General features: G+C 65.8%; 19 protein-coding genes and 1 tRNA gene. 11 read left to right on the top strand and 9 right to left on the bottom strand.

Annotated elements, in window-relative coordinates; translation table 11 throughout:
• Window positions 1-35: 35 nt before the first annotated feature.
• On the bottom strand, window positions 36-1,049 hold the full coding sequence (locus ACLB0R_RS05705) for a hypothetical protein (protein WP_416642375.1): 1,014 nt from the start codon (window positions 1,047-1,049) through the stop codon (window positions 36-38).
• A gap of 82 nt (window positions 1,050-1,131) precedes the next feature.
• Here ACLB0R_RS05705 and ACLB0R_RS05700 point away from each other — a divergent pair, with 82 nt between their 5' ends.
• A complete protein-coding gene (locus tag ACLB0R_RS05700) occupies window positions 1,132-2,406 on the top strand; it encodes an aspartyl/asparaginyl beta-hydroxylase domain-containing protein (RefSeq protein WP_416642374.1) in 1,275 nt (424 codons plus the stop codon).
• A 16-nt stretch (window positions 2,407-2,422) separates the two neighbouring features.
• Here the strand turns inward: ACLB0R_RS05700 and ACLB0R_RS05695 are convergent, their stop codons facing one another.
• Together ACLB0R_RS05695 and clpB are read right to left on the bottom strand one after the other, a co-directional pair.
• Window positions 2,423-3,889, bottom strand: coding sequence for a sulfotransferase (locus ACLB0R_RS05695; protein ID WP_434953774.1), 1,467 nt, complete (start codon window positions 3,887-3,889; stop codon window positions 2,423-2,425).
• Window positions 3,890-3,967: 78 nt separating this feature from the next.
• Complete coding sequence (gene clpB, locus ACLB0R_RS05690) at window positions 3,968-6,547, bottom strand: ATP-dependent chaperone ClpB (RefSeq protein WP_416642372.1); 2,580 nt, start codon at window positions 6,545-6,547, stop codon at window positions 3,968-3,970.
• Window positions 6,548-6,677: 130 nt separating this feature from the next.
• Between clpB and ACLB0R_RS05685 the strand changes: the two genes are divergently transcribed.
• The 4 genes from ACLB0R_RS05685 (at window position 6,678) to ACLB0R_RS05670 (ending at window position 13,165) form a co-directional block, all read left to right on the top strand.
• Window positions 6,678-8,849, top strand: a complete 2,172-nt coding sequence (locus ACLB0R_RS05685; protein WP_416642371.1) for an acylase — start codon at window positions 6,678-6,680, stop codon at window positions 8,847-8,849.
• A 136-nt stretch (window positions 8,850-8,985) separates the two neighbouring features.
• Window positions 8,986-9,285, top strand: a complete 300-nt coding sequence (locus tag ACLB0R_RS05680) for a hypothetical protein (protein ID WP_416642370.1) — start codon at window positions 8,986-8,988, stop codon at window positions 9,283-9,285.
• A 125-nt stretch (window positions 9,286-9,410) separates the two neighbouring features.
• Window positions 9,411-11,309, top strand: coding sequence for a CocE/NonD family hydrolase (locus ACLB0R_RS05675; protein ID WP_416642369.1), 1,899 nt, complete (start codon window positions 9,411-9,413; stop codon window positions 11,307-11,309).
• 11 nt (window positions 11,310-11,320) lie between these two features.
• Window positions 11,321-13,165 (top strand): DUF885 domain-containing protein, encoded by a 1,845-nt coding sequence (locus ACLB0R_RS05670; protein WP_416642368.1) that lies wholly within the window; start codon window positions 11,321-11,323, stop codon window positions 13,163-13,165.
• A gap of 89 nt (window positions 13,166-13,254) precedes the next feature.
• Here ACLB0R_RS05670 and ACLB0R_RS05665 read toward each other — a convergent pair whose 3' ends face one another.
• The 4 genes from ACLB0R_RS05665 to gpmA form a co-directional block, all read right to left on the bottom strand.
• The gene (locus ACLB0R_RS05665; RefSeq protein ID WP_416642367.1) at window positions 13,255-14,322 is read right to left on the bottom strand and encodes a 5-(carboxyamino)imidazole ribonucleotide synthase; all 1,068 of its coding nucleotides are present in this window, start codon (window positions 14,320-14,322) and stop codon (window positions 13,255-13,257) included.
• Window positions 14,319-14,798 carry a 5-(carboxyamino)imidazole ribonucleotide mutase gene (purE, locus tag ACLB0R_RS05660; protein ID WP_416642366.1) on the bottom strand — a complete coding sequence of 160 codons (480 nt, stop codon included), beginning with the start codon at window positions 14,796-14,798 and terminating at the stop codon, window positions 14,319-14,321. The genes ACLB0R_RS05665 and purE overlap by 4 nt, the downstream gene beginning before the upstream one ends.
• Before the next feature lie 37 nt (window positions 14,799-14,835).
• Complete coding sequence (locus tag ACLB0R_RS05655) at window positions 14,836-16,386, bottom strand: S10 family peptidase (RefSeq protein ID WP_416642365.1); 1,551 nt, start codon at window positions 16,384-16,386, stop codon at window positions 14,836-14,838.
• A 71-nt stretch (window positions 16,387-16,457) separates the two neighbouring features.
• Window positions 16,458-17,144 (bottom strand): 2,3-diphosphoglycerate-dependent phosphoglycerate mutase, encoded by a 687-nt coding sequence (gene gpmA / locus ACLB0R_RS05650; protein ID WP_416642364.1) that lies wholly within the window; start codon window positions 17,142-17,144, stop codon window positions 16,458-16,460.
• 87 nt (window positions 17,145-17,231) lie between these two features.
• On the opposite strand from gpmA, the gene ACLB0R_RS05645 reads away from it, so the two are divergent.
• Entirely contained in the window at window positions 17,232-17,960 is a 729-nt protein-coding gene (locus tag ACLB0R_RS05645) for a dienelactone hydrolase family protein (protein ID WP_416642363.1), read from the top strand.
• Between the two features lie 131 nt (window positions 17,961-18,091).
• Here ACLB0R_RS05645 and ACLB0R_RS05640 read toward each other — a convergent pair whose 3' ends face one another.
• Window positions 18,092-18,766 carry an HAD family hydrolase gene (locus ACLB0R_RS05640; RefSeq protein ID WP_416642362.1) on the bottom strand — a complete coding sequence of 225 codons (675 nt, stop codon included), beginning with the start codon at window positions 18,764-18,766 and terminating at the stop codon, window positions 18,092-18,094.
• A gap of 63 nt (window positions 18,767-18,829) precedes the next feature.
• On the opposite strand from ACLB0R_RS05640, the gene ACLB0R_RS05635 reads away from it, so the two are divergent.
• Genes ACLB0R_RS05635 through ACLB0R_RS05620 form a run of 4 tightly spaced genes read left to right on the top strand, consistent with a single transcriptional unit; the run spans window position 18,830 to window position 22,351 of the window.
• Entirely contained in the window at window positions 18,830-19,942 is a 1,113-nt protein-coding gene (locus ACLB0R_RS05635; RefSeq protein WP_416642361.1) for an ABC transporter permease, read from the top strand.
• Window positions 19,942-20,766, top strand: coding sequence for an ABC transporter ATP-binding protein (locus ACLB0R_RS05630; protein WP_416642360.1), 825 nt, complete (start codon window positions 19,942-19,944; stop codon window positions 20,764-20,766). The genes ACLB0R_RS05635 and ACLB0R_RS05630 overlap by 1 nt, the downstream gene beginning before the upstream one ends.
• On the top strand, window positions 20,766-21,743 hold the full coding sequence (locus tag ACLB0R_RS05625) for an MlaD family protein (RefSeq protein ID WP_416642359.1): 978 nt from the start codon (window positions 20,766-20,768) through the stop codon (window positions 21,741-21,743). The genes ACLB0R_RS05630 and ACLB0R_RS05625 overlap by 1 nt, the downstream gene beginning before the upstream one ends.
• 8 nt (window positions 21,744-21,751) lie before the next feature.
• Entirely contained in the window at window positions 21,752-22,351 is a 600-nt protein-coding gene (locus ACLB0R_RS05620) for an ABC-type transport auxiliary lipoprotein family protein (protein WP_416642358.1), read from the top strand.
• A gap of 173 nt (window positions 22,352-22,524) precedes the next feature.
• Here the strand turns inward: ACLB0R_RS05620 and ACLB0R_RS05615 are convergent, their stop codons facing one another.
• The gene (locus tag ACLB0R_RS05615) at window positions 22,525-23,493 is read right to left on the bottom strand and encodes a peptidylprolyl isomerase (protein WP_434953772.1); all 969 of its coding nucleotides are present in this window, start codon (window positions 23,491-23,493) and stop codon (window positions 22,525-22,527) included.
• A gap of 81 nt (window positions 23,494-23,574) precedes the next feature.
• On the opposite strand from ACLB0R_RS05615, the gene ACLB0R_RS05610 reads away from it, so the two are divergent.
• Window positions 23,575-23,665 (top strand) — tRNA-Ser (locus ACLB0R_RS05610).
• Window positions 23,666-23,735: the final 70 nt, after the last annotated feature.

The following is a 23,735-nucleotide window of genomic DNA, read 5'->3' as shown; positions in this document are numbered from 1 at the left end:
AGTTCGGCGAGGCGCTGCCCGAACGCGTCGTCAGGTTAGTCGATCAGCGCGTTGGGCAGGGCCATGGCAACCCCAGCGCTGTCCGCGACGCGCTCGGCCCAGGCCATCACCATCTTCAGCTCTTCCGCGTGAACGGCAGCGCGTGCTTCCTGGCGCGAGGCGCGCGCGCCGGCCTCGAATTGCGTGCCGGTCTTGGCGTCCCTGCTGAACACGGCGCGCACGACCTCGTCGCGTTCCGGCGCGCTGCTGTCGATGCCCAGCACCATATCGAGCTGCTCGAGCGCGGCCAGCGGATCGGCAAGCAGCACCTCGGAATTCAAGGTCCGCACTCGCTGAGGCCATTGGCGGGCGATCTTTGCGAACAGGGCATGCTGCGCCAGCCATCCCAGCGCCGCCACCTGCAAATCCGATTGCAGAAAGACATCCTGTTGCGAGACGCCGAGCTCGACGAGCCCGTCCACCCATTGCTTGGCGAGCAGATCGCGCACCCATAGCCGCCCCCACAAGCCCTTGTCGGCAATCGAGGCGAGATAGTCGGCGAGCGGCGCGTGGAGCAGCAGTACGCCCGCTTCGGGCCGAGCGGCGATCAACGCCGTCGCCAAGCCATTCACTACGTTCGACGGCTTGATCACCCCGCGCTCGCCGGCCTCGAATGGCCGAGCACTTACCTCCATCGCGTCGCCCAGCACGGCGGAAACCTGCGCCGCCGGCCCGCCGCGATGGCGCCAGCCGACGATATCATTCAATACTACCGGCTCCTTCAGGCTGAACGCGCGGCCGGGCCGATCATAGGCATTGGCGATCAGCGTCGAACAGCAATAAGCCGAATGGAAGACGAAGCTCAGCTTGGCGCCGGGCGCTCCCGTTACGTCCTGCCGGCGCAGCGCCACCGGCGGATCAAGCGGCGCGAGCAATTCGTCGGTCAGAAACGCGACCTGGCGGCGCTTGTCACGGCTCACCTGATGGAATTGGAAAGCGTCATGGCCGGGGTCGTAGCGGTGCGCCAGCCAGTTGGGCGCCGGTATCTGGCGTTGGGGGGGGGGGGCCATCGGCACGATGTGCCGCGCCCGCGCCCTGCGATCAAGGGTGCGGTGCTTGCCAAGACGCTACGCTCGGCGGTAGCCATTCGCGATGGCCAGCATCGCCCCTTCGCTCCAGGATAGCCTCGCCCGCGCTGCCGCGGCAGGCCGCGCCGGGCGCGCCAATGAAGAACGCGCGATCCTCGATCAGGCGGTCGCGCAGCATCCTGACAGCCCGCACGCCCACAATGCCCGCGGCATGCGCGCGCTCGCCGATGGCGCGGCGGCGCTGGCGGCCGAACGCTTCGCTCGCGCCACAGAGCTCGATCCGCGCGAGCCGGCGCTGCTCATCAATCTGGCGACCGCGCATCGCCAGCTCGGCGATGCCGCGGCGGAGCGTGCCGCGCTGGAAGCCGCGCTCGATATCGATCGCGTGCATTTCGTCGCGCATCTCCGGCTTGCCGAACTCCACGAACGGCTGGGCAATGCAGCACTCGCGGCGCAGCATTGGAGCGGCGTCGTCCAGCTGGTCGATAACGCCGGCGACGTCCCGCCCGCCGCCAAGGAAGCCGCCGCGCGCGGGCGCGCCTTTCTGGCCAATCACAACGCCGCTTATGCCGTCGAGCTGGATGGCGCGCTTGGGCACACGATCGGTGCGGGCGAGGCGGATCGCCGCTTCCGCGCGTGCGTCGATCACATGCTGGGCCGCCGCAAAGTCTATCAGAACGATTGCGCCGGGGTTTACTTCCCGTTCCTGCCTGCCGACGAGTTCTTCGAGCGGCGCTGGTTCCCCTGGTTTGAGGCGCTGGAGGCGCAAACCCCGGCGATCCGCCAGGAGGCGCTGGCGCTGCTCGCCAGCGGCAATGAAGCGATCCGCCCCTATGTCCGCCAGGATCGCGGCACGCCGACCAATAAATGGACGCCGCTCGATGGCTCGCTCGATTGGGGCGCATGTTTTTTGTGGGAATATGGCGTGCGCAACGATGCGGTCTGCGCGCTATGCCCGGAGACGGCCGTCGCGCTCGATGCCGCACCGCTCAGCGTCATTCCCGGCAAGGCGCCGTCGGCCTTTTTCTCGATTCTGCGGCCCGGCGCGCACATCCCGCCGCACACCGGCGTTACCAATACGCGCGCGATCATCCATTTGCCGCTGGTGGTGCCGGAGGGCTGCACTTTCCGCGTTGGTGGCGAAACGCGCGCCTGGCGCGAGGGCGAGGCCTTCGCGTTTGACGATACGATCGAGCATGAGGCGCGCAATCCGAGCAACGAGCCGCGCATCGTGTTGATCTTCGATGTGTGGAACCCGCATCTGACCGAGGCGGAGCAGCAGCAGCTGGTCACCTTGTTCGACGTCGCCGAGCGCGGCCAGGTCTCGCCGCGCGCCTGATCTCATAAGCGCCCGGTCAGACGCCGTCGGCCTCGGCGTCGAACCCTGCGTTGCGCAGCAGGCGGCGCACCCCGTCAAGGGCATGGGCATAATGGCGCCACCGGCCCGACGAGCGCGCATGGAGCGGCTGGCGCACCTGGATGTTGCTCGCGGTGCGCACCGCGCCTGAAGACCCATCGGTCGCCAGGCATTGCTCTTCCCAGTCGAGCCCCATGGCGCCGAGCGCGGGCATCAGCGTATCGTGGGGCGCGCGGACGAGCTGATCGTAATCCAGGTCGATCAGCGCCTCGCCCATCACTAGCCGCCAATGCGCCAGCATTCGGCGATACTGGATATAGTAATGCGCGACATCGGCCAGATCATTGCCATAGGTCACGCCCTCGCCGAAATGCAGGAAATAGACCGACAGGATATTGTCGAGCGCGATGCGCCGTGTGTGGATGATCGGCGCGGCGGGGAATAAACGGCGCACCAGGCCGAGATGAAAGATATTGTCGCAGCGCTTGTCAGTGACGATGCCGGCTGCCGGCAGCCGTTGACCATAGCGGCGCCGATAATCCGCCAGCGTCGCCGGGCTTAGCTGCGGGACGCTGCCGGGATAGCCAGCGATGCGGGCGGCGAACGCCGGTATCTCTTCGCGCTCGCCGCCGCTGGTGATGCGCGAATGGCGGCCAAGCAAGGTTTCGGCGAGCGTCGAGCCCGACCGGAACATGCCGCAGATGAAGGACGGGCGAGTGGAGTCTGCCGCTATCGTCTCCCCGACTTTTGTAATGTCCGGCGAGGCGAAAGCCGCGATCTGGGCGTTGACCAACTGCTCCTGCGCGGCACGCTGGTATGCAGGCGCGCCTAAGCGCCGGGCGATGACGTTGGCGGCCTCATAGGCATAAAAGGCATCGCGATAATCGCCGGCGGCATCCTGCGCGGCGCCAAGCGCGAAGAGCAATTCGGCGATATCGGCGTCCTGACGCGCGGCCGCCAGCGCGCGTTTCAGCGCATCGACGATCTGGCCCGCGCCAGTCGTCGCCAGATCGAGCGCGGCGATGCGCGCATGAGCGCGACCATTGCCGGGGGCGATCGCGAGCACGCGGCGATAGGCATCGCGCGCTGCGTCGAACGCGCCGTGGTCCTCGCGCAGATTGGCGAGCCCGAGCCATGCCTCGACGAAATCGGGCCGCCGCCGCAGCGCGCTATCAAGCGCTGCGATCGCTTCGTCGGTGCGGCCGAGATGCTCGGACAGGATCGCCGCGCGGTTGAGCTCGACTTCCTCGGGCCGCACGATGACGTGCCGCAGCGCCGCGTCATAAGCTACGAGCGCTTCCTCGAACTGTCGATCCGCGCGCAACGCCCAGCCGAGATTATACCAGCCATCCGCGCGCGCCGGCGCTGCTGCCAGCGCGGCGCGGTAAGCCGCGATCGCGCCGGTGAGATCACCCTGGCCAAGCGCGCGATCGGCCGTGCGCAACAGGGCATCGGCGTCGGTCATCGGCGGCAGCGGGCGGGCAAGCGGGGCATCGTGCCGAGCGCGGTGCCACAGCAAGGCCCCGGCCCGCAAGCACGCGTGCTAGGTTACGCTCAGCACCAATGCGCCATCGCCTTCGTCAACATGCACCGTCTGCCCGTCCTTGACGCCGCCTGACAGGATCAGATCGGCGAGCGGGTCTTGCAGATAGCGCTGCACGGCGCGCTTCAGCGGCCGCGCGCCATAGACGGGATCGTAGCCGACGCGGCCCAGCCAGTCGCGCGCGGCCGGCGTCAGGTCGATGCTGATCTTGCGATCGGCCAGCAACTTGCCGACGCGGGCGACCTCGATGTCGACGATCGGCGCCATCTCGCTCTGGCCGAGCCGGTGGAACAGTACGATCTCGTCGAGCCGGTTGAGGAATTCGGGGCGGAAATGCGCGCGAACGACTTCCATCACTTGCGGCTCGACGCTGGCGACATCCTGGCCTTCCTCGATCGCGGTCAGATACTGGCTACCGAGGTTGCTGGTCAGCACGATGATCGTGTTGGTGAAATCGACCGTGCGGCCCTGGCCGTCGGTCAGCCGGCCATCGTCGAGCACCTGGAGCAGCACGTTGAACACGTCGCCATGCGCCTTCTCGACCTCGTCGAACAGCACGACCTGATAGGGCCGCCGCCGCACCGCCTCGGTCAGCACGCCGCCTTCCTCATAGCCGACATAACCGGGCGGCGCGCCGATCAGCCGGGCGACCGCGTGCTTTTCCATGAATTCGCTCATGTCGATGCGGACCATCGCGTTCGGGTCATCGAACAGGAATTCGGCGAGTGCCTTGGTCAGCTCGGTCTTGCCGACGCCGGTCGGCCCGAGGAACAGGAAAGAGCCTAGCGGGCGGTTGGGGTCCTGTAGTCCTGCCCGTGCACGGCGGACGGCGGTCGAGACCGCGCGCACCGCCTCACGCTGGCCGATGACGCGTTTGCCGAGTGCTTCTTCCATATGAAGCAGCTTCTCGCGCTCGCCCTCCAGCATGCGGTCGACCGGAATGCCCGTCCAGCGGCTGACCACGGCGGCGATGTCGTCGGCGGTCACTTCCTCGCGCAGCATGGCGCTCTGGGTCTGGCTCTGTGCCTCTTCCAGCTGCTTCTGCAGCGCCGGGATGGTGCCGTAATTGAGCTCGGCCATCTTGCCCAAGTCGCCGGCCCGCTGCGCCTGCTCCAATTCGGTGCGCGCGGCGTCGAGCTGCTCCTTGATCCGCGCTTCGCCGGCGATCTTGTCCTTCTCAGCCTGCCAGCGCGTCGTCAGCTCCGCCGATTGCTGCTCGAGATTGGCGAGCTCGCCTTCCAGCGTCGCCAGTCGATCGCGCGAGGCGGCGTCCGATTCCTTCTTTAGTGCCTCGCGCTCGATCTTGAGCTGGATGATACGCCGGTCGAGAGTCTCGATTTCCTCTGGCTTCGACTCCACTTCCATGCGGATGCGGCTGGCCGCCTCGTCCATCAGGTCGATTGCCTTGTCGGGTAGGAAGCGGTCGGTGATGTAGCGGTTGCTGAGCGTCGCCGCGGCCACGATCGCCGCATCGGTGATGCGGACGCCATGGTGCAGCTCGTATTTTTCCTTCAGCCCACGCAGGATGCTGATCGTGTCGGGCACGGTCGGCTCGCCGACGAAGACCGGCTGGAAGCGGCGCTGGAGCGCGGCGTCCTTCTCGACATATTTGCGATATTCATCGAGCGTGGTCGCGCCGACGCAGTGCAGCTCGCCGCGGGCGAGCGCGGGCTTCAGCAGGTTGCTGGCATCCATCGCGCCGTCGGTCTTGCCCGCGCCGATCAGCGTATGCATCTCGTCGATGAATAGGATGATATGGCCCTCGCCCGCGCGCACTTCGTCGAGCACACCTTTCAGCCGCTCCTCGAACTCGCCGCGATATTTGGCGCCGGCGATCAGGCTGCCCATGTCGAGCGCCATCAGCGTGCGGTCTTTGAGCGTATCGGGCACGTCGCCATTGGCAATGCGCAGCGCGAGACCCTCGGCGATCGCGGTCTTGCCGACGCCGGGTTCGCCGATGAGGACGGGGTTGTTCTTGGTGCGGCGGGCGAGAATCTGGATGGTGCGGCGGATTTCCTCGTCGCGGCCGATGACGGGGTCGAGCTTGCCGTCGCGCGCAGCCTCGGTCAGGTCGCGGGCGAATTTCTTGAGCGCGTCATAGCGGTCCTCGGCGCCGGCAGTGTCGGCGGTGCGACCCTTGCGCAGGTCGTTGATCGCCGAGTTCAGCCCCTCGGGCGTAACGCCTGCTTCCTTCAGTGCCTTACCGGCAGCGGTGTTGAGGCTGAGCGCGAGCGCGACCAGCAGCCGCTCGACGGTCACGAAGCTGTCGCCTGCCTTTTGCGCGACCTGCTCGGCCTGGTCGAGCACGCGTGCCGCTTCGTTATTGAGGCCGGGTGGCTGGTTGGCGCCGGAGCCCGACACTTCGGGGATTTTGCTCAGCGCCAGGTCGGTCTCGCTCACCGCGCGCCGCGCATCACCGCCCGCCGCCTTGATCAGCCCGGCCGCCATGCCCTGCTCATCCTCGAGCAGCGCCTTCAGCAGATGCTCGGGCGCGATTTGCTGGTGGTTCAGGCGAGTCGCGACGGTCTGCGCCGATTGCAGAAAGCCGCGTGCGCGATCGGTGAATTTTTCGAGGTTCATGGCCATCCCTGTCCTTCGTCTCGCTGTGATATAGTGTTGCCATTATGCAACACAAGCCACCGGTTGCGATCGCCCTCGCCGCGCGATACCGCTAGCGCGTAACAAACGACAAAGACAGGGGAGGGCGGGAATGCGCTTGATCGGACGCTTGGCGTTGGCCTTGGTGCTGCTGCTCGTGATCGCCGCGGTTGGCCTCGCTGTCTGGGAGCCGTTGACCGCGCAACCCCCCGCGCCGCCTGCGGCGCACACTTATGATACCCGCATCGTCCGCGACAATTTCGGCGTGCCGCATATCTTCGGCACCACCGATCCCGATGTCGCGTACGGCGTCGCCTATGCCCATGCCGAGGACGATTTCAGCACGCTGCAGGAAGTGCTCGCCATGACGCGCGGCCGCGCCGGCGCGATGCTGGGCGCGGACGGGGCGAAGGTCGATTTCGCGCTGCACCTGGTCGATGCGCGCGGCACCGTCACTCGCCATTATGCCGAGCAGCCTGCAGACGTGCGCGCGCTGCTCGATGCCTATGCCGCCGGTCTCAATCACTATGCCGACAAGCACCCGGGCGAAGTGCGGCTGGCGCGGCTGTTCCCGGTGACGGGCGAGGATGTCGCGGCGGGCTTTGCGCTGCGCTCGCCTTTCTTCTTCGGGCTCGATGCGGTGCTCGGCGCGCTCGCCGACAACAAGCCGCTGCCCCCCGAGACCGCCGGGCCCAATCCCGACGCGCCCGACCCGACGCCGCTCGCGCCCACCGGCGGGCAAGCGAGCGACGAGGGCAATCGCAACGGATCGAACGGTTTCGCGATCGCGCCGCGCCGGTCGAGCGACGGCCATACCCGCCTCATCTCCAATTCGCACCAGCCCTGGCGCGGGCAAGTCGCCTGGTATGAGCTGGTCGTCCATTCCAAGCAGGGTTGGGACTTCGCCGGCGCCAATTTCCCCGGCGCGCCGTATCCGCTGCTCGGCCACAACAAGACGCTGGGCTGGACCAACACCGTCAACCGGCCGGATCTGGTCGATATCTACAAGCTCGTGCTCAACGCCGATCGCACGCAATATCGCTATGACGGCAAATGGCTGCCGCTCCAGGCGACGCGCGTCTGGCTGCCGGTGAAGCTGTGGGGGCCATTCGTGCTGCCGGTCCCCAAGACGGTCTATCGCGCGGTGCAAGGCCCGGTGATCTGCAACGACAGCGGCTGCTACGCGCTGCATTATGCCGGCGCCGACAATCTCAAGATGGTCGAGGAATATTATCGCCTCAACAAGGCGCGCGATTTCGCCGAATGGCAGCGCGCGCTGGCGATGCAGGGCGTGCCCGCGACAAACTTCATCTACGCCGATGCCGCCGGCAATATCGGCCATTTCTACAATGCGAGCTTCCCTAACCGGAAGCCGGGCTTTGATTATCGCCACGTCCTGCCCGGCGATACCTCGGCGGATTTCATGCCCGGCACGGTGCCCTGGGCGCAAGTGCCGCGCAACGTGAACCCCGCCTCGGGCTTTATCGTCAACGCCAACAATACGCCTTATCAGGCGGCGGGCGCGGGGTCGGAGCTCAACCCGGCCGATTATTCGCCGCTGCTCGGCATCGAGACCGACACCACCAACCGCGCCACCCGCGCGCTTGAACTGCTCAGCGCCAACCCGTCGATTTCGGCCGACGATCTCTATCGCATCAAGTTCGACAAGGGCGTCAGCCGCAACAGCTGGGTGGCGCGCTGGTTCGCGATGGTGCTCGCGGTCGACCCCAAGGGCGACAAGACGATCGCCGACGCGCAAAAGCTGCTCGCCAATTGGGACTGGCAGTTCGACGGCAAGAACGGCGCCGACGCGCTTGCCCAATTCCTGCTGCGCGACGGCAATAAATGGCATCATCGCCGCTTGCCGCCGAGCGATCCGCGCGCGGACCTCAAAGCCGCGACCGACCATCTGATCAAATATTTCGGCCGGCTCGATCCGCCTTATGGCAGCATCATGCGGCTGCATCAGGGGCCGGGGCCGCACACCATCGACTTGCCGCTTTATTGCGGGGCGGATGTGCTGCGGGCGTGCTCCAGCTGGGATGTCGCCGCCAACGGCCAGCTCGCTTCCGACCATGGCGACAGCTTCATCATGTTCGTCGATTGGGACCGCCAGGGCCATGTCAGCTCGCGCTCGATCCAGCCCTATGGCGCGGCGACGACGCGGCCCGACTCGCCGCATTATGCCGACCAGGCGCCGCTGTTCGCGCGCGAGCAGTTGAAGCCCGTGTGGTTCGATCCGGCCGATCTCGCCAAGCATACCGAGCGGAGCTATCGGCCCTGATCGTGCTTGCCGTAGCGGCAGCGCGTGCGCGCGCTGACTGGGCGCGGCCAAGCGCTTGACTTGGGTCAGCGCCCGGTTGAGGGGTGGCGCTACGCCGCCCATGCCGGGCCGGCCGCAGGATCTGGGAGAGACGACAATGGCAGTCGATGGTGTCTATGAAACGGTCGTGAAATCGCCGCTCGGCGACCAGAAGGCGACGCTCACGGTCAAGACCGATGGGGATACTTGGTCGGGCAGCCAGGCTGGCGCGATGGGTACCGCCGAAATCACCGGCGGCAAGGTCGACGGCAACACGATCAGCTGGACGATGAGCGTTACCGTCCCCATGCCGATGAGCCTCGATTGCCAGGCGACAATCGACGGCGACACCGTCACAGGCAGCGTCACCGCCGGCGCGTTCGGCAGCTTCCCGCTGACGGGCACTCGCATCGGCTGATTGCAGCCGATCGGTCGTGGCTAGAAAAGGCCCGTCTCCGCACCCCGGAGGCGGGCCTTTCCCGTTGCGTGGCCCGCAATCGCGCGCCAAGATACCGTGAAAATACTGAACAGGGGGAATGGCTGATGCGTGCTCAATGGCTTGTCGGATCGATGTTGCTTGCCTTGGCGACGGCAGGCGCCGCTGCGCCTGCGCAAACCTATGACGAGCGCCCCGCCGTTGCTCGCCCGACCAACGAAGGCGCCAATTACGAGCGCCGCATCGTCGACATCCCGATGCGCGACGGGGTGAAGCTCCACACCGTCATCCTTATCCCCAAAGGCGCGCATGACGCGGCCGTCCTGATGACGCGCACCCCCTACAATGCCGAAGCGTGGACGATGAACACCAAGGCGGGCGACCTCGCCACCGCGCTCGAAGGCTATGACAACGCCTATGACGTGATTGCCGAGGGCGGTTACATCCGCGTCGTTCAGGATATTCGCGGCAAATATGGCTCGGGCGGCACTTATGTGATGAACCGGCCGCTGGTCGGCAGTTCGCTCAACCCGACCAAGGTCGACGACTCGACCGATTGCTACGACACGATCGAGTGGCTGGTGAAGAACCTGAAGGAGTCGAACGGCAAGGTCGGCATTCTCGGCATTAGCTATGACGGGTACGAGCCGCTCGTCGCGCTGATCAACCCGCACCCGGCGCTCAAGGTCTCGGTGCCGATGAACCCGATGGTCGATGGCTGGCGCGGCGACGACTGGTTCCACAATGGCGCCTTCCGCCAGATGAACATGGAATATGTGTGGGAGCAGGTGGCGACCCGCGACAATTCATTGCCCTGGTTCCACAATTTCGCCGACCAATATGACGAGTTTCTGGATGCGACCAGCGCCGGCGAGCTTGGCCGCCGCCACGGCCTCGACCAGATCGGCACCTGGCAGAAAGTGACGGCGCATCCGGCTTATGACGCTTTCTGGCAGGAGCAGGCGATGGACACCATCCTCGCCAAGCAACCGCTGAAAGTGCCGGTGATGCTGGTCGATTCGCTGTGGGACCAGGAAGACATCTATGGCGCGCTCGCCGTCTATCGCGCGATCAAGCCCAAGGATGTGAATGGCGACATGGTCTATCTGTCGATGGGCCCCTGGTATCACGGCCAGGAAATCAGCAGGGCGAGCAATCTTGGCAATATCGAATGGGATCAGGACACCGGCAAATGGTGGCGCCACCAGGTGCTTGGCCCCTTCCTCGCCCATTATCTGAAAGGCGAGCCGATGCAGGTGCCGCCGGTCAGCGCGTTCCAGTCGGGCAGCAACAAATGGCAGGCGCTCGACCATTGGCCGATCGCGCCGGCGGCGACGCCACTTTATTTGAAGCCCGGCGGCGCGCTCGGCTTTGATCGTGCCGATGGCGACGCGCAGACCGCCGATTATGTGTCGGACCCGGCGCACCCGGTGCCGTTCGTCCCTCGCCCGGTCGCGCCGATCGGCTATGATGGCGATCACTGGACGGCGTGGCTGACGAGCGACCAGCGCAATGCGTCGTCGCGCCCCGACGTGCTGACTTTCGAGACCGAGGCGCTGACCGCACCCGTCACGCTTGCCGGCCAGCCGATGGTGCATTTGAACGCCGCGACCAGCGGCACCGAAAGCGATTGGGTGGTCAAGCTGATCGACGTTTATCCGGGCCAAGTCGCCGGTGACCAGAAGATGGGCGGCTATCAACTCGCCGTCGCGATGGACATTTTCCGCGGCCGTTATCGGGAGGGGCTCGACAAGGCCAAGCCGATCACGCCTGATGCGCCGCTCGATTATCAATGGGCGCTGCCCGCGGTGAACCATGTGTTCAAGCCCGGCCACCGTATCATGGTGCAGGTCCAGTCGAGCTGGTTCCCGCTTTATGATCGTAACCCGCAGAAATTCGTCGACAATATCTTCTTCGCCAAGCCCGGCGATTATCAGAAGGCGACGCAGCGGATCACGGTGGCCGGCGCAAATGCCAGCTATATCGCGCTGCCGGTGGTGAAATGAGGAGCAAGAGCATGCTTGATCGTCGCGATGTGTTGAAAGCCGGCACGGCGCTGGGCGCGGTGGCGCTGATCCCGGCGGCGGCGCGCGCCGCGGTGGGCGAGGGCGCGACGGCGGGCGCCGGCGATGCCGCGCTCTACCAGCTGTTCGATGCGATGTTCGCTGAGGGCCTTGCGCAGAACCCCGAAGGTGCGACTCAGCTGGGGCTCGATACCGGTGCCAACGCGGCCTTGCGCAGCCAGCTCGCGATCGGCAGTGCCGCGCGGCGGGCGCAGCAAAAGGCGCTGACCGAAAAGCAACTTGGCCAGTTGCTTGGCGTCGATACCAAGGCGCTGTCGCCGCGCGCCAAGCTGCAATATGATGTCGTGCTCTACACCTGCCGCTCGGCGCAGGCGGCGCAGCGCTTCGATTTCGGTGGCGCCTCGTACAGCCGCTCGCCCTATGTCGTCAGCCAGATCACCGGCGATTATCAATCGACGCCGACCTTCCTCGACACCAAGCACCCGATCGCCAACAGCGCCGATGCCGAAGCCTATGTCGCGCGCGTCGGCGCGTTCGCCGATCAGCTCGATGCCGATACCGCGCAGATGCAGGCCGATGCGGCGCGCGGCATCGTCCCGCCCGATTATCTGCTCGACGAGACGATCCTGCAGCTTTCCCAGACGATCCAGCCGGCCGACAAGGCAACGATCGTCACCTCGCTGCGCACGCGCGGCGCCAAGGCGGGGGTCGACGCCAAGGTGATTGCGGCCGGCGAGGCAGCCTATACCAGCCGCGTCGTGCCTGCCCTGCAGCGCCAGCTTGATATCGCCAAGGCGCTGCGCAAGACCGCGACGCACGATGCCGGCGTGTGGAAGTTCAAGGAAGGCCCCGAATTCTACGCGGTCGCGCTCGCCGGCACGACAACGACGCGGCTCAGCCCAGAGGAAGTCCACAAATTCGGTCTCGACCAGGCGGCTATGATCGGCGCGCGGCTGGACGGCGAGCTCAAAAAGCTCGGCATGACCAAGGGCACGATCGGCGAGCGGATGGCGGCGCTCTACAAGGACCCCAAGCAGCTTTACCCCAATACCGACGACGGCAAGCTGCAGGCGATCGGCTATTGCAACGATCGGCTGACCGCGATCCGCGCGTTGCTGCCCAAGGCGTTCACCCATCAGCCGCAATATCAGTTCGAGGTGCGCCGCGTGCCGCCGGAGAATGAAGCCGGCGCTGCGTCTGCCTTTTCGCAATCGCCCTCGCTCGACGGCAAGCGCCCGGGGCTCGTTTATTTCAACCTGCACGACAGCGCCGAATGGCCCAAATTCTGCCTGGCGACGACGGTGTTCCACGAAGGCCTGCCGGGACACCAGTTCGAAGGCGGGCTGTCGCTCGCCAACAAGGATTTGCCGCTGATCCTCAAGACCACAGGCTTTTCGGGCTATGCCGAGGGCTGGGCGCTTTATGCCGAGCAATTGGCGGACGAGCTTGGGGCGTATGACGATGATCCGCTCGGGCGGCTCGGCTATCTCAAATTCCAGCTGTTCCGCGCCAATCGCTGCGTCGTCGATACCGGCCTGCACCATTATAAATGGACGCGCGAGCAGGCGATCCAGCGCTTTGTCGAGAATGAAGGCGAAGCGCCGGGCTTCGCTCGCCGAGAGGTCGATCGCTACACCGCGCTGCCTGGCCAGGCGTGCAGCTACAAGCTCGGCCACTCGGTGTTCGTCAAGTTGCGCGGTGAGGCGCAGGCAGCGCTCGGGCCCAAGTTCGACATCAAGGGCTTCCACGATGCCGTGCTGGGGTGTGGCCGCGTGCCGCTGGAGATATTGGAGCAGGTCGGGCGCGGGTGGATTGCGGGGATTAAGGGCCTCGCCTAGCTGTCATGCCAGCGAAAGCTGGCATCGTTCGCCTTGGCCGCACCGTAATTGCCGACGATCCCAGCTTTCGCTGGCATGACGCTGTCGGGTTACCGCTCCAACCGCGTTACATGTCCCATCTTGCGGCCCGGGCGCACCGTCTTGCCGTAGAGATGCAGGTGCGCGTCGCGTTCGGTGAGGTAGGATTGCGCCTTCACCGCTGCTTCGCCGATCAGGTTGAGCATCTCCACCCGCCGCGCCGTCAGCCCCGTATCTCCGAGCGGCAAGCCGCAGATGGCGCGGATATGGTTTTCGAACTGGCTCGTCACCGCGCCTTCGATCGTCCAGTGGCCCGAATTATGGACGCGCGGTGCCATTTCGTTGAACACCGGGCCGTCTGAGCTCACGAAGAATTCGCAGGTCAGCACGCCGACATGGCCCAGCGCCTCGGCAATCCGTCCGGTCAGCGCCGCCGCTTCACCCCACACCGCCGCGATTTCGGTAGGGGCAGGCAGCGTCGAGCGGGCGAGGATGCCGTCGACATGCTCGTTCCACGGCGGCGGATAGCTGACCATGGTTCCATCGGCGGCGCGGGCGAGGATGATCGAGAATTCGTGGCTGAACGTGACGAAACCTTCGAGGATCGCTGGTCGCCCACCGATCGCGGCCCATGCCGCCTCGGCTTCGTCCGCCGCGTTCAGGCGAACCTGCCCCTTGCCGTCATAGCCGAGCCGCAAGGTCTTCAGGATCGCGGGGCAGCCAATGTCGGCGATCGCAGCTTTCAGATCGTCAACGCTCTCGACCTTCGCCCAGGGTGCCGTCCGCCCGCCAAGGTCGCCGACAAACGCTTTCTCGTTCGCGCGGTCCTGCGCGACCAGCAGTGACTTGGGCCCGGGATGGACAGGCAGCTTCGACGCCAGATACTCCACCGGCTCGAGTGCGATATTCTCGAATTCATAGGTCACCACGTCGCACGCGCCGATGAAGTCGTCGAGCACGATGCGGCTGTGATAATCGGCGCGGGTGAAGCTCGTCGCGGTCTGCGCGGCAACGGCTTCCTCATCGGGCGCGAGGACGCGCGTGTTATAGCCCAGTTGCGCCGCCGCGACGCCAAGCATGCGGCCAAGCTGGCCGCCACCCAGGATGCCGATCGTCGCGCCGGGGGGAAGGGGGGTCACGCCGGGTCGGTCGCGACGCTGTCGGTCTGCGCCTGGCGCCACGCCTTCAGCCGCTCGGCGAGCGCGGCATCGCCTAGCGCCAGGATGGACGCGGCGAGCAGCCCGGCATTTTTCGCCCCCGGCTTGCCGATCGCCAGCGTGCCGACCGGAATGCCGCCCGGCATCTGGACGATCGAGAGCAGGCTATCCATGCCGTCGAGCGCCTTGGATTGCACCGGCACGCCCAGCACGGGCAGATGCGTCATCGATGCCGCCATCCCCGGCAGATGCGCCGCGCCGCCCGCACCCGCAATGATCACCTTCAGCCCGCGCTCAGCAGCGCTCGTCGCATAATCATAGAGCCGCGCCGGCGTGCGATGCGCGGAGACAACCTTGGTCTCATACGCGACGCCCAGCGCATCGAGCATCTCGGCGGCGTGCGCCATCGTCGCCCAATCGGACGTGCTGCCCATGATGATGCCGACTTGGGCGTCCATCGGCGGCGCTTAGCGGTCGATCCGCGCTAGAGCAACCTTACTGGCTCTTGGCGGCATCATACCAGGCAGCAAGATCGTTATGCAGCTGGGCGAGGGCATCGGGGTTCAAGTAAATCATGTGCCCTGCCTCATAATATTTGAAGCTGATGTTGCGGCGGCGGCTCTCGTCGAGCTGCATGTGGTTGGCGTCGAACTCGGTGCCGTAGAAGGGCGTTGCCATGTCGTAATAGCCGTTCAAGAACAGCACCTTGAGATAGGGATTTGTCCGCATCGTATAGGCAAGGTCGACGGCGGTGTTGGGTGCGGGCTGCGGCTGGTTGCTGCCCGGCGCGCGATGGCGCCAGTCCCAATCCCAACCCTGTTCACGCGCCGACAGCTTATAGGGCATCTGCGTTTTGAAGCCGAGCGTGCGCGCCGCATAATCGTTGAAGATCGCGGTATAGGCGCCCGTCGTCGCGGTCGAGGTGGGGTCGTCGATCGGGCTTTCGGCATTGGCGTCGGCGACATCGCCCAGATAGCGCGAATCGAGCCGGCCGGTCACTTCACGCTGGTCGCGCAACAGCTCGGTCTGGAAATGCGCGAGATCGACGCGGAGATTGGCGCGCAGAATGAACGCTTCGGAGAGGCCGGTATAGGCCGCCATCTGCTTGGCGACGGCCTGCGCTTCCTCGGGCGAAATCGTGTCGCCCTTGGCGAGTGCTGCCGCATAGGGGCCACTGACGAAGCGCCGCACTTCGGCTAGGAACGCGGGCAGATCGTCGGGCCGATTGGCGAGGCGGTGGTGATACCAGGCAGTCGCCGCATAGCCGGGCAGCAGCACCATGTAATTCTGGTCATAGCCCGGCTGGCGCACGCCGTAATTGAGGATGGTGGACAACAGCACAATGCCGTTCAGGCTCACCCCGCGCTGCTCAAGCACGGCCGCCACCGCGCCCGAGCGCAGCGTGCCATAGCTTTCGCCGAACAGGAATTTGGGCGAGGTCCAGCGGTTGTTCTTGTCGATATAGCGAGTGATCGCGCGGGCAAAGGCGTCGGCATCCTGGTCGACGCCCCAGAAATCCTTGCCGGTCTTGTCGCCCAGCGGTCGCGACCAGCCGGCGCCGATCGCATCGATGAAGACAAGATCGCTCTTGTCGATCAGCGAATTGGGATTGGGCCCGAAATTATAGGGGGCAGGGTGGACATAATCCGGCGTCGTCGTGTTGATCCGCACCGGCGACAAGCTGCCCATGTGCAGCCAGATCGTTGCCGATCCCGGCCCGCCATTGTAGAAGAAGGTAACCGGCCGATTGCCGCCGCCATCCTTGGTGTAGGCGGTATAGAACACGCTGGCGATCGGCTTGCCGTCATTGTCGCGGATGGTGAGCGTGCCGGCGGTGGCGGTATAGGCGATCTTCTCGGCCCGGACGGTGACCGAACCGTGGCTGACGGCGGAAACTTCCTCGACCGGCGGCTTGACCCAATCGGCCTCGGCCTCGGCGATCATCGCATCCTTGTGCGATTTGGGCGCGGGGCCTTCCGCCTTCTTCTCCTGCGCCAATGCAGGCATGGCGGTGGCGAGCAACAGGCTAGCGAGCAACAGACGCATGGCGATCCCCCGGTAAGGCTATGTTATGCCGGTGTGATGCCGCGCCGCCCCGGCGCGTGCAAGGGGGCCGATCAGCGCTCGCTCAGATAATAGCGGTCGGTGGGGTTGAGTGCTGCGTCCAGCTCGTAAACGATCGGCTGGCCGGTCGGGATTTCGAGAGCGGTGATCTCGTCGTCCGGAATGCGCGATAGATGCTTGACCAGCGCGCGCAGCGAATTGCCGTGGGCGGAGATGAGCACCCGCAGCCCGCCCTTCAGCGCCGGGGCGATGCGCGCCTCCCAATAAGGCAGCACCCGCGCGATCGTGTCCTTCAGGCTTTCGGTCGCGGGCACGGTGATGCCGGCGTAGCGGCGGTCGGTGCTCAGGTCATAGGCGCTGCCCGGCTCCAGCGGCGGCGGCGGCACGTCAAAGCTGCGGCGCCAGATCTTCACCTGCGCGTCGCCATGCTTGGCCGCCGTCTCGGCCTTGTCGAGGCCGGTGAGGCCACCATAATGTCGCTCGTTCAACCGCCAGTCCTTCTCGACCGGCAGCCACAGTCGCCCCATTTCCTCGAGCGCGAGGTTGAGCGTTTTGATCGCGCGCGTCTGCAGGCTGGTGAAGCACTGATCGAAATCGAGGCCTTTCGCCGCCATCAGCCGCCCCGCGGCGCGCGCTTCCTCGGCACCCTTCTCGGTCACGTCGACATCCCACCAGCCGGTGAAGCGGTTTTGCAGGTTCCAGGCGGACTGGCCGTGGCGGATGAGGACAAGGCTGGGCATGACGGGCTTTGGTCCTGTGCGGGCTGGCGTGGCGATGCGGCGCTGATAAAGGGAGGCGGCGCCCAAACACAAGCAGGAGAGTCGGCCATGAGCATCGTTCGCCAGACCATCGTTTATGACGGCCCCGGCGGCCCGTTCGAAGGGGTGATCGCCTATGACGACGAAGTGGAAAGCGCGCGGCCGGGCGTGCTCGTCGTGCCCAATGTGCTGGGGCAGAAGGAATTCGACAACCAGAAGGCGGAGGCGCTGGCGCGGCTCGGCTATGTCGGCTTTGCCTGCGATGTGTTCGGTCAGGGCAAGCGAACGACGCGAGCTTCGCCCGATATGGGCATCTATATGAACGAGCTGAATGCTGACCGACCGTTGCTGCGCGATCGGTTGGCGGCGTCGCTCGGCGTGCTCAAGGATTTCGGGCGGGTCGATGCCGGCAAGACCGCGGCAATCGGCTTCTGCTTCGGCGGCAAATGCGTGCTCGATATCGCGCGTAGCGGGCAGGACGTGCTGGGTGTGGTGAGCTTCCACGGGGTCTATGACCGGCCCGGTTATGCGAACGTCACCCCGATCAAGGCCAAGGTGCTCGTCTGCCATGGCTGGGACGACCCGCTCTGTCCGCCTGAGGCGACTGTTGCCCTTGCCCGGGAATTGACCGAGAGCGGCGCTGATTGGCAGATCCATGCGCATGGCGGGGCGGGGCATGCCTTTACCGATGTAGGGCTGAAGGACGTCGCGACGCCGCCGGGCTTTGGCTATCACGAGCCGACTGATCGGCGCAGCTGGCAAGCGATGAAGGATTTTCTGGCGGAATTGTTTGTTTGAAGGCTGCCGGGTAACGGAAAAGATACATTGTCACCCCGGCCTTGAGCCGGGGTCTCGCTTCTTCTGGTGGCGGGCATTGGGACCCCGGCTCAAGGCCGGGGTGACGATAGAAGCAGGAACGGACTAAAGCCTTATTGTCGCCAATCCAGCACCGTCCACCCCCGCGCTTGCGCCATTGCGCGGAGCGGCGGGTGCGGGTTGACCGCGAAGGCCTCGTCCGCCCAGGCGAGCGCCGGCGCGTCGGAGACATGGTCGGAGTAGAAGCGCACCGTTGCCTTTTCCCTCGCGATCCCCTCGCGCGCCAGCCACGCTTCGATCATCGCCAGCTTGGCGGCGCCATAGCAATTCTCGCCCGCCAGTCGCGCCAGGATGCGCCCCTTGGCATCGCGCTGGTTGTCGGTCGCGACGACATCGGTGATGCCAAGCCGGGCACCGATCGCGTCGACATAGAAGCGGCATGAAGCAGTCGCGAGGACGACACGATAGCCTTCGGCCCGGTCCGCCGCGATGCGAGCGAGCGCTTCGGGATAGACACCGTCGGCGATCAGCCGATCGGCGAACGCAGCGGCGACGGGCGCGACATCGGCCGGGTCGACGCGTGGCCCCATCAGCAGGCCTTGCGCGATTTCCTTCAGCCGCCCGCGCCCGATCCACCCTACCGCGTAACCCAGCGCCGCCAGCCCCGCGACCGGCAGCAGCGCCAGCCGCCACGGCGCCTTCGCCCGCGCATACGCCACCAGGAACGGCGTCCAGGTCGGTGCTCGGGTGATGGTCTTGTCCATGTCGTAAATGGCGAGGCGCTGCATCGCCGGCTTATTGGCCGCTATCGACTTGCCGATCCAGCCTCTTTGCCCCTAAGACCGCGACTGATGGCGCGCGACGCAGCTTTTCAGGTGGAAGAGGCCGGCGGCGCGGCAACGCTGCGCATCAGCGGCGCGTTGACGCTGTCGCATCTTGGCGATTTCCCGGAAGCGTTGCGCGGTTATGAGGGGCCGGTGTCGCGCGTCGACTTGTCGGGCATCGAGACGATCGACACGATCGGCGCCTGGCTGGTTCACCGCTTCGCCAAGGACAAGGCCGTCGAGGTGACCGGCCTCAGCCCCGATGCCAAGCATCTGCTCGATCAGGTCAGCGCCGCCGACCAGCCGGTCAGGATGCGGCCCAACAGCGAGGGGCTGTTCACGCGCCTGCTTGCCGAGATCGGCCTGGCGACGCTGATTTCGCTGCAGACGCTGTATGGCCTGCTCGGTTTTTTCGGCGCGATCATCATTGCGCTGTTCAACGTCACCATTCGCCACCCGAGCAAGTTCCGCTTCAACGCGACGGTGCAGCGGTTCGAGGTGGTCGGCGTCACCGCGCTCGGCATTATCGGCCTGATGAGTTTCCTGATCGGCCTCGTCATCGCCCAGCAAGGCGCGGTGCAGCTGCGTCAGTTCGGCGCCGAGGTGTTCACGATCAATCTCGTCGGCCGTATCACGTTCCGCGAGCTCGGTGTGCTGATGACCGCGATCATGGTCGCGGGCCGGTCGGGCTCGGCGTTCGCGGCACAGCTCGGCACGATGAAGCTGACCGAGGAAATCGACGCGATGCGCACCATCGGCGTGTCGCCCCTGGAAGCGCTGGTGCTGCCGCGCGTGCTCGCGTCGGTGCTGATGATGCCGCTGCTCGGTTTCTACGCCTCGATCGTCGCGGTGGTCGGTGGCGGGCTGTTCTGCTGGGCGGACTTGCACATTCCGCCGATCACGTTCGTCCAGCGGCTGCGCGAAGTGACGCCGATGACCGACGTGTTGATCGGCTTGCTCAAGGCGCCGGTGTTCGGCCTGATCATCGCGATGGCGGGGTGCTTTCAGGGCATGCTGGTTGAGGCGGATGCGGAACAAGTCGGCCGCCGCACGACTTCTGCGGTCGTGCAGGCCATTTTCCTCGTCATCGTGCTTGATGCGTTCTTCGCGGTGTTCTTTACCTGGCTCGGCTGGACCTGATGGCGGGCGAAACCGTTATCCGCGTGCGCGGGCTGGTCAATGCGTTCGGCGAGCAGGTCGTCCATGACGGGCTCGACCTCGAGGTGAAGCGCGGCGAGATATTGGGCGTCGTCGGCGGCTCGGGCACCGGCAAATCGGTGCTGATGCGCTCGATCATCGGCCTGCAGCGCCCGGTCTCGGGCGAGGTCAGCGTGTTCGGTGAGTCGATCATCGGCAAGGACGAGAATGACGCGCTCGATGTGCGCAAGCGCTGGGGCGTGCTGTTCCAGGGCGGCGCGCTGTTCTCGACGCTGACCGTTGCCGAGAATACGCAAGTGCCGCTGCGCGAATTCTATCCGCATCTCAGCACCGAGCTGCTCGACGAGATCGCCGCCTATAAGGTGGTGATGACCGGATTGCCCGCCGATGCTGGCCCCAAATACCCCGCCGAACTGTCGGGCGGCATGCGCAAGCGCGCCGGCCTCGCGCGCGCGCTCGCGCTCGACCCCGAGCTGTTGTTCCTCGACGAGCCCACCGCGGGGCTCGATCCGATCGGCGCTTCGGCGTTCGATGATCTCACCAAGTCGCTCCAGCGCACGCTGGGGCTTACCGTGTTCCTGATCACGCACGATCTCGACTCGCTCTACGCAATTTGCGACCGCGTCGCGGTGCTGGCCGACAAAAAGGTCATCGCGGTCGGCACGATCGATGAGCTGCTCGCGCTGGACCATCCGTGGATCCAGGAATATTTCCGGGGACCGCGCGGCCGCGCTGCCGCCTCGACCGATGAACGCATGGCGCTCGATGCGCACGGGGCCGGCGGCGGCGCCGGAATGGGGGACTGATGGAAACGCGATCGAACCAAGTCCTTGTCGGCAGCGTCGTGCTGATCCTGCTGTTGATGGTGGCGGTGTTCCTCGTCTGGCTCGCGCGCGGCTATGGCACCGAGGAGAAGGAGTTTGACATCTTCTTCAAGCAATCGGTCAACGGCCTCAACAAGGGCTCGGGCGTGTCGTTTGCCGGCGTGCCGTCGGGCCAGGTGAAAGAGATCGCGCTGTGGAAGGAGAACCCTGAGTTCGTCCGCGTCCGCATCAGCGTGAAGGAAGACACGCCGATCCTGCAGGGCACGACCGCCTCGATCCAAGGCGTCGGCTTCACCGGGGTGAGCGAAGTTCAGCTCGATGGCGCGATCAAGGGCGCGCCGGCGATCGTCTGCCCGGACGATAATGCGCAGCAGGCGTGCCCCTATGGCGTGCCGGTCATCCCCACACGGCGCGGCGGGCTGGGCGCGTTGCTGAGTTCAGCGCCGCAGCTTTTGGAAAAGCTCAACAATCTGGCGGCACGGCTGACCGAGCTCTTGTCCGACAAGAACCAGGAATCGATCACCGGCATTCTTGCCAACACCAACCGGCTGACAAAGGCGCTCGCCGATCATTCCGAGGATATCGGCGCGACGCTCGCCGAGACCAAGATCACGATCAAGAAGGCCGGCGATGCGGCGGAGAAGATCGGCGCCTTGTCCGAAAACGCCAATGGCTTGCTGAAGGACGATCTCAAGCCGTCGCTGCAGAACCTCAACAAGGCGATCGGCTCGGCGCAGCACAGCATGGATACGCTCGACAAGCTGCTCAACGATGCGCGCCCGGGCGTGCAGAGTTTCAGCAAGGAAACGCTGCCGGAAGCGGCGCAACTCGTCCACGACTTGCGGCAGATGTCGCAAGCGCTGACTTCGGTCGCCGAAAAGGTCGATCGCGGCGGCGTCGGCTCGGTGCTGTCGTCGCCGCGGCTCCCGGATTACAAACCCAGCAAGTCCAAGGAATGAGGCCGGCCATGATGCGCGCATCCCCCACGCTTTCGTGCGCCGCGCTGGCGCTGTTGCCGCTGCTGTCGGGCTGCATCAGCCTGGCGGGCAAGCCGCCGGTGCAGCTGCTGACGCTGACCTCGGCCGAGCAGCCCGCGCCTGGCCAGACGGTGAGCACCGCGACCGCGCATACCCTGTCGCTGGAAATGCCGGTGACGCCCGCCGCCGTCGCCGCGCCGCGCGTGATGGTCGTAACTCGGCCGGGCGCGGTCGCTTATGTGAAAGGCGCGGTGTGGAGCGAGGCGCCGGCGCGCCAGTTCGCTCGCGTGCTAAGCGACACGATCGCGGTGCGCACCGGGCGCGTCATCCTGTCGTCCGCGCAGGCGCTTGGCGATCCCGGTGCGCATTTGTCGGGCGAGCTGCGCAGCTTCGGCATTGACGAGGCCAAGGGCGAGGCGGTGGTCGTCTACAATGCCTCGCTGCGGCGCGGCGTCGACCGCGTTTACGAGACCCGCCGGTTCGAAGGCCATGCGCCGATCGGCAAGATCGACGAGAACAGCGTCGGTCCCGCGCTCAGCGCCGCTGCCAATCAGGTCGCAGCGGAGGTGGCGGACTGGGTGGGCAAATAGCGCCTGTCCTACCGCCGCGCCTCAGTTTAATCCGACGCCGCGCTCTTTCTGATCGTCGACCCCGTAGTCGTTGTACTGATCGCGCAAAGCATCAGGTCGCGCGGCTGGAAACATGCGCATGAGTGGGAACATTAGGGAACATTCGCCGATGGCGCCGGTCTGGCCCGGTGCGGTTATTTGGTTTGTGCGCCGCCGTTCACTGCCCGCACCGGTACTGGCACGTTGCACACATCCGCGCCGCCGGCCGGCTTAATGAAGAACGAATCCTGACGGTTGGCGCGCGCCGTGGCATAATCGGCAAAGGTCGCGCTGGCCGTGTCGAGATACTGGAAGCGCGGGCGCTCGGCGGCGGGCAGCTCGCTCGCCAGCCGGATCGAGGTGATCGGCACGCGCTGCTCGGCCTTCTCGTAGAAGCCCAGCGCGCCGGTGCCGCGCGGCAGGCTCGACAGCTGCTCGATCCCGCTCACCACGCGGCCGACCAGCGCGATGTTGCGATCAAGGTGGCGCGGCGCATGGCCGATGATGACGTAAAGCTCGGCACCCGTCCCCGCATCGGGCGCGAGGCCCCGCCCGACACCGACCATGCCGTAGCAATGGACCGGCCAGGCATGGTCACCGTCCCAGCCGATCGGCCAGCCCGATTTGAAGCCGACATGCGGCGCATAATTGCCGTCGCGGAGGAAGGGAAACCACGTGCCGAAGCCCGAGGCGCGCGGGGTGGCGTAGTCATCCTGCGAGGTCTTCGCCAGGCCCGCCGGCAACGCCTTGGCCTTGGCGCCATCGTCACCATTGGGGTCGCCCCATTGCACGACATAATTGTCCTGCACGCGGTTGATGCTGGTGCCGTCCCACCAATGCGCGCTGGCGAGCGCCCGGATATTGCCGATCCAGGCTTGCGAGAATGGCGCCGGCATCAGCTGGATGATCACGCGGCGCGGGCTGCCGGCGGCATCGGGCGCGAGCGTCATCACCAGCAAGTCGCTCGGCGCGATCTCGACCCAGTCGCCCGGCTTGGCCGCGGCTATGATCTCGCCCGGCGTGCGCGGCGCGGCGGCGGGCGTGGGGGTCGCAGGAGGAACGGCAAGCGCTGCGGCGGCGAAAGCGCCAAGCGCAAGGACGGTGAACGGGCGAAGCAGCATCATCCGCACAACATGCCACGCCGCGCCGCCTTGCGAAAGCACGACACTGCCGCTACGGCTCGCCGCCTTCCAGTGCCTTGATGCGGAGCGGTGGCCGAGTGGTCGAAGGCGCTCGCCTGGAAAGTGAGTATACGGCAAAACCGTATCGAGGGTTCGAATCCCTCCCGCTCCGCCATTTACCGTAGATTCCGGCCTTCCCAAACCTCTGGAAAATGGCTATTCTCTAAGTGTTTGGAGCGATATCG

The sequence above is a fragment of the Sphingomonas sp. GlSt437 genome, from assembly GCF_048015635.2.
Taxonomy (GTDB): Bacteria; Pseudomonadota; Alphaproteobacteria; order Sphingomonadales; family Sphingomonadaceae; genus Sphingomonas.
This window is presented reverse-complemented; position numbering and strand designations above follow the sequence as displayed.

Bases quoted from the DNA above. Each gene is read 5' to 3' on its own strand.
- ACLB0R_RS05705 (WP_416642375.1), bottom strand. From the start codon at position 1,049: ATGGCCCCCCCCCCCCAACGCCAGATACCGGCGCCCAACTGGCTGGCG.
- ACLB0R_RS05700 (WP_416642374.1), top strand. From the start codon at position 1,132: ATGGCCAGCATCGCCCCTTCGCTCCAGGATAGCCTCGCCCGCGCTGCC.
- ACLB0R_RS05695 (WP_434953774.1), bottom strand. From the start codon at position 3,889: ATGACCGACGCCGATGCCCTGTTGCGCACGGCCGATCGCGCGCTTGGC.
- clpB (WP_416642372.1), bottom strand. From the start codon at position 6,547: ATGAACCTCGAAAAATTCACCGATCGCGCACGCGGCTTTCTGCAATCG.
- ACLB0R_RS05685 (WP_416642371.1), top strand. From the start codon at position 6,678: ATGCGCTTGATCGGACGCTTGGCGTTGGCCTTGGTGCTGCTGCTCGTG.
- ACLB0R_RS05680 (WP_416642370.1), top strand. From the start codon at position 8,986: ATGGCAGTCGATGGTGTCTATGAAACGGTCGTGAAATCGCCGCTCGGC.
- ACLB0R_RS05675 (WP_416642369.1), top strand. From the start codon at position 9,411: ATGCGTGCTCAATGGCTTGTCGGATCGATGTTGCTTGCCTTGGCGACG.
- ACLB0R_RS05670 (WP_416642368.1), top strand. From the start codon at position 11,321: ATGCTTGATCGTCGCGATGTGTTGAAAGCCGGCACGGCGCTGGGCGCG.
- purE (WP_416642366.1), bottom strand. From the start codon at position 14,798: ATGGACGCCCAAGTCGGCATCATCATGGGCAGCACGTCCGATTGGGCG.
- ACLB0R_RS05655 (WP_416642365.1), bottom strand. From the start codon at position 16,386: ATGCGTCTGTTGCTCGCTAGCCTGTTGCTCGCCACCGCCATGCCTGCA.
- gpmA (WP_416642364.1), bottom strand. From the start codon at position 17,144: ATGCCCAGCCTTGTCCTCATCCGCCACGGCCAGTCCGCCTGGAACCTG.
- ACLB0R_RS05645 (WP_416642363.1), top strand. From the start codon at position 17,232: ATGAGCATCGTTCGCCAGACCATCGTTTATGACGGCCCCGGCGGCCCG.
- ACLB0R_RS05640 (WP_416642362.1), bottom strand. From the start codon at position 18,766: ATGCAGCGCCTCGCCATTTACGACATGGACAAGACCATCACCCGAGCA.
- ACLB0R_RS05635 (WP_416642361.1), top strand. From the start codon at position 18,830: ATGGCGCGCGACGCAGCTTTTCAGGTGGAAGAGGCCGGCGGCGCGGCA.
- ACLB0R_RS05630 (WP_416642360.1), top strand. From the start codon at position 19,942: ATGGCGGGCGAAACCGTTATCCGCGTGCGCGGGCTGGTCAATGCGTTC.
- ACLB0R_RS05625 (WP_416642359.1), top strand. From the start codon at position 20,766: ATGGAAACGCGATCGAACCAAGTCCTTGTCGGCAGCGTCGTGCTGATC.
- ACLB0R_RS05620 (WP_416642358.1), top strand. From the start codon at position 21,752: ATGATGCGCGCATCCCCCACGCTTTCGTGCGCCGCGCTGGCGCTGTTG.
- ACLB0R_RS05615 (WP_434953772.1), bottom strand. From the start codon at position 23,493: ATGATGCTGCTTCGCCCGTTCACCGTCCTTGCGCTTGGCGCTTTCGCC.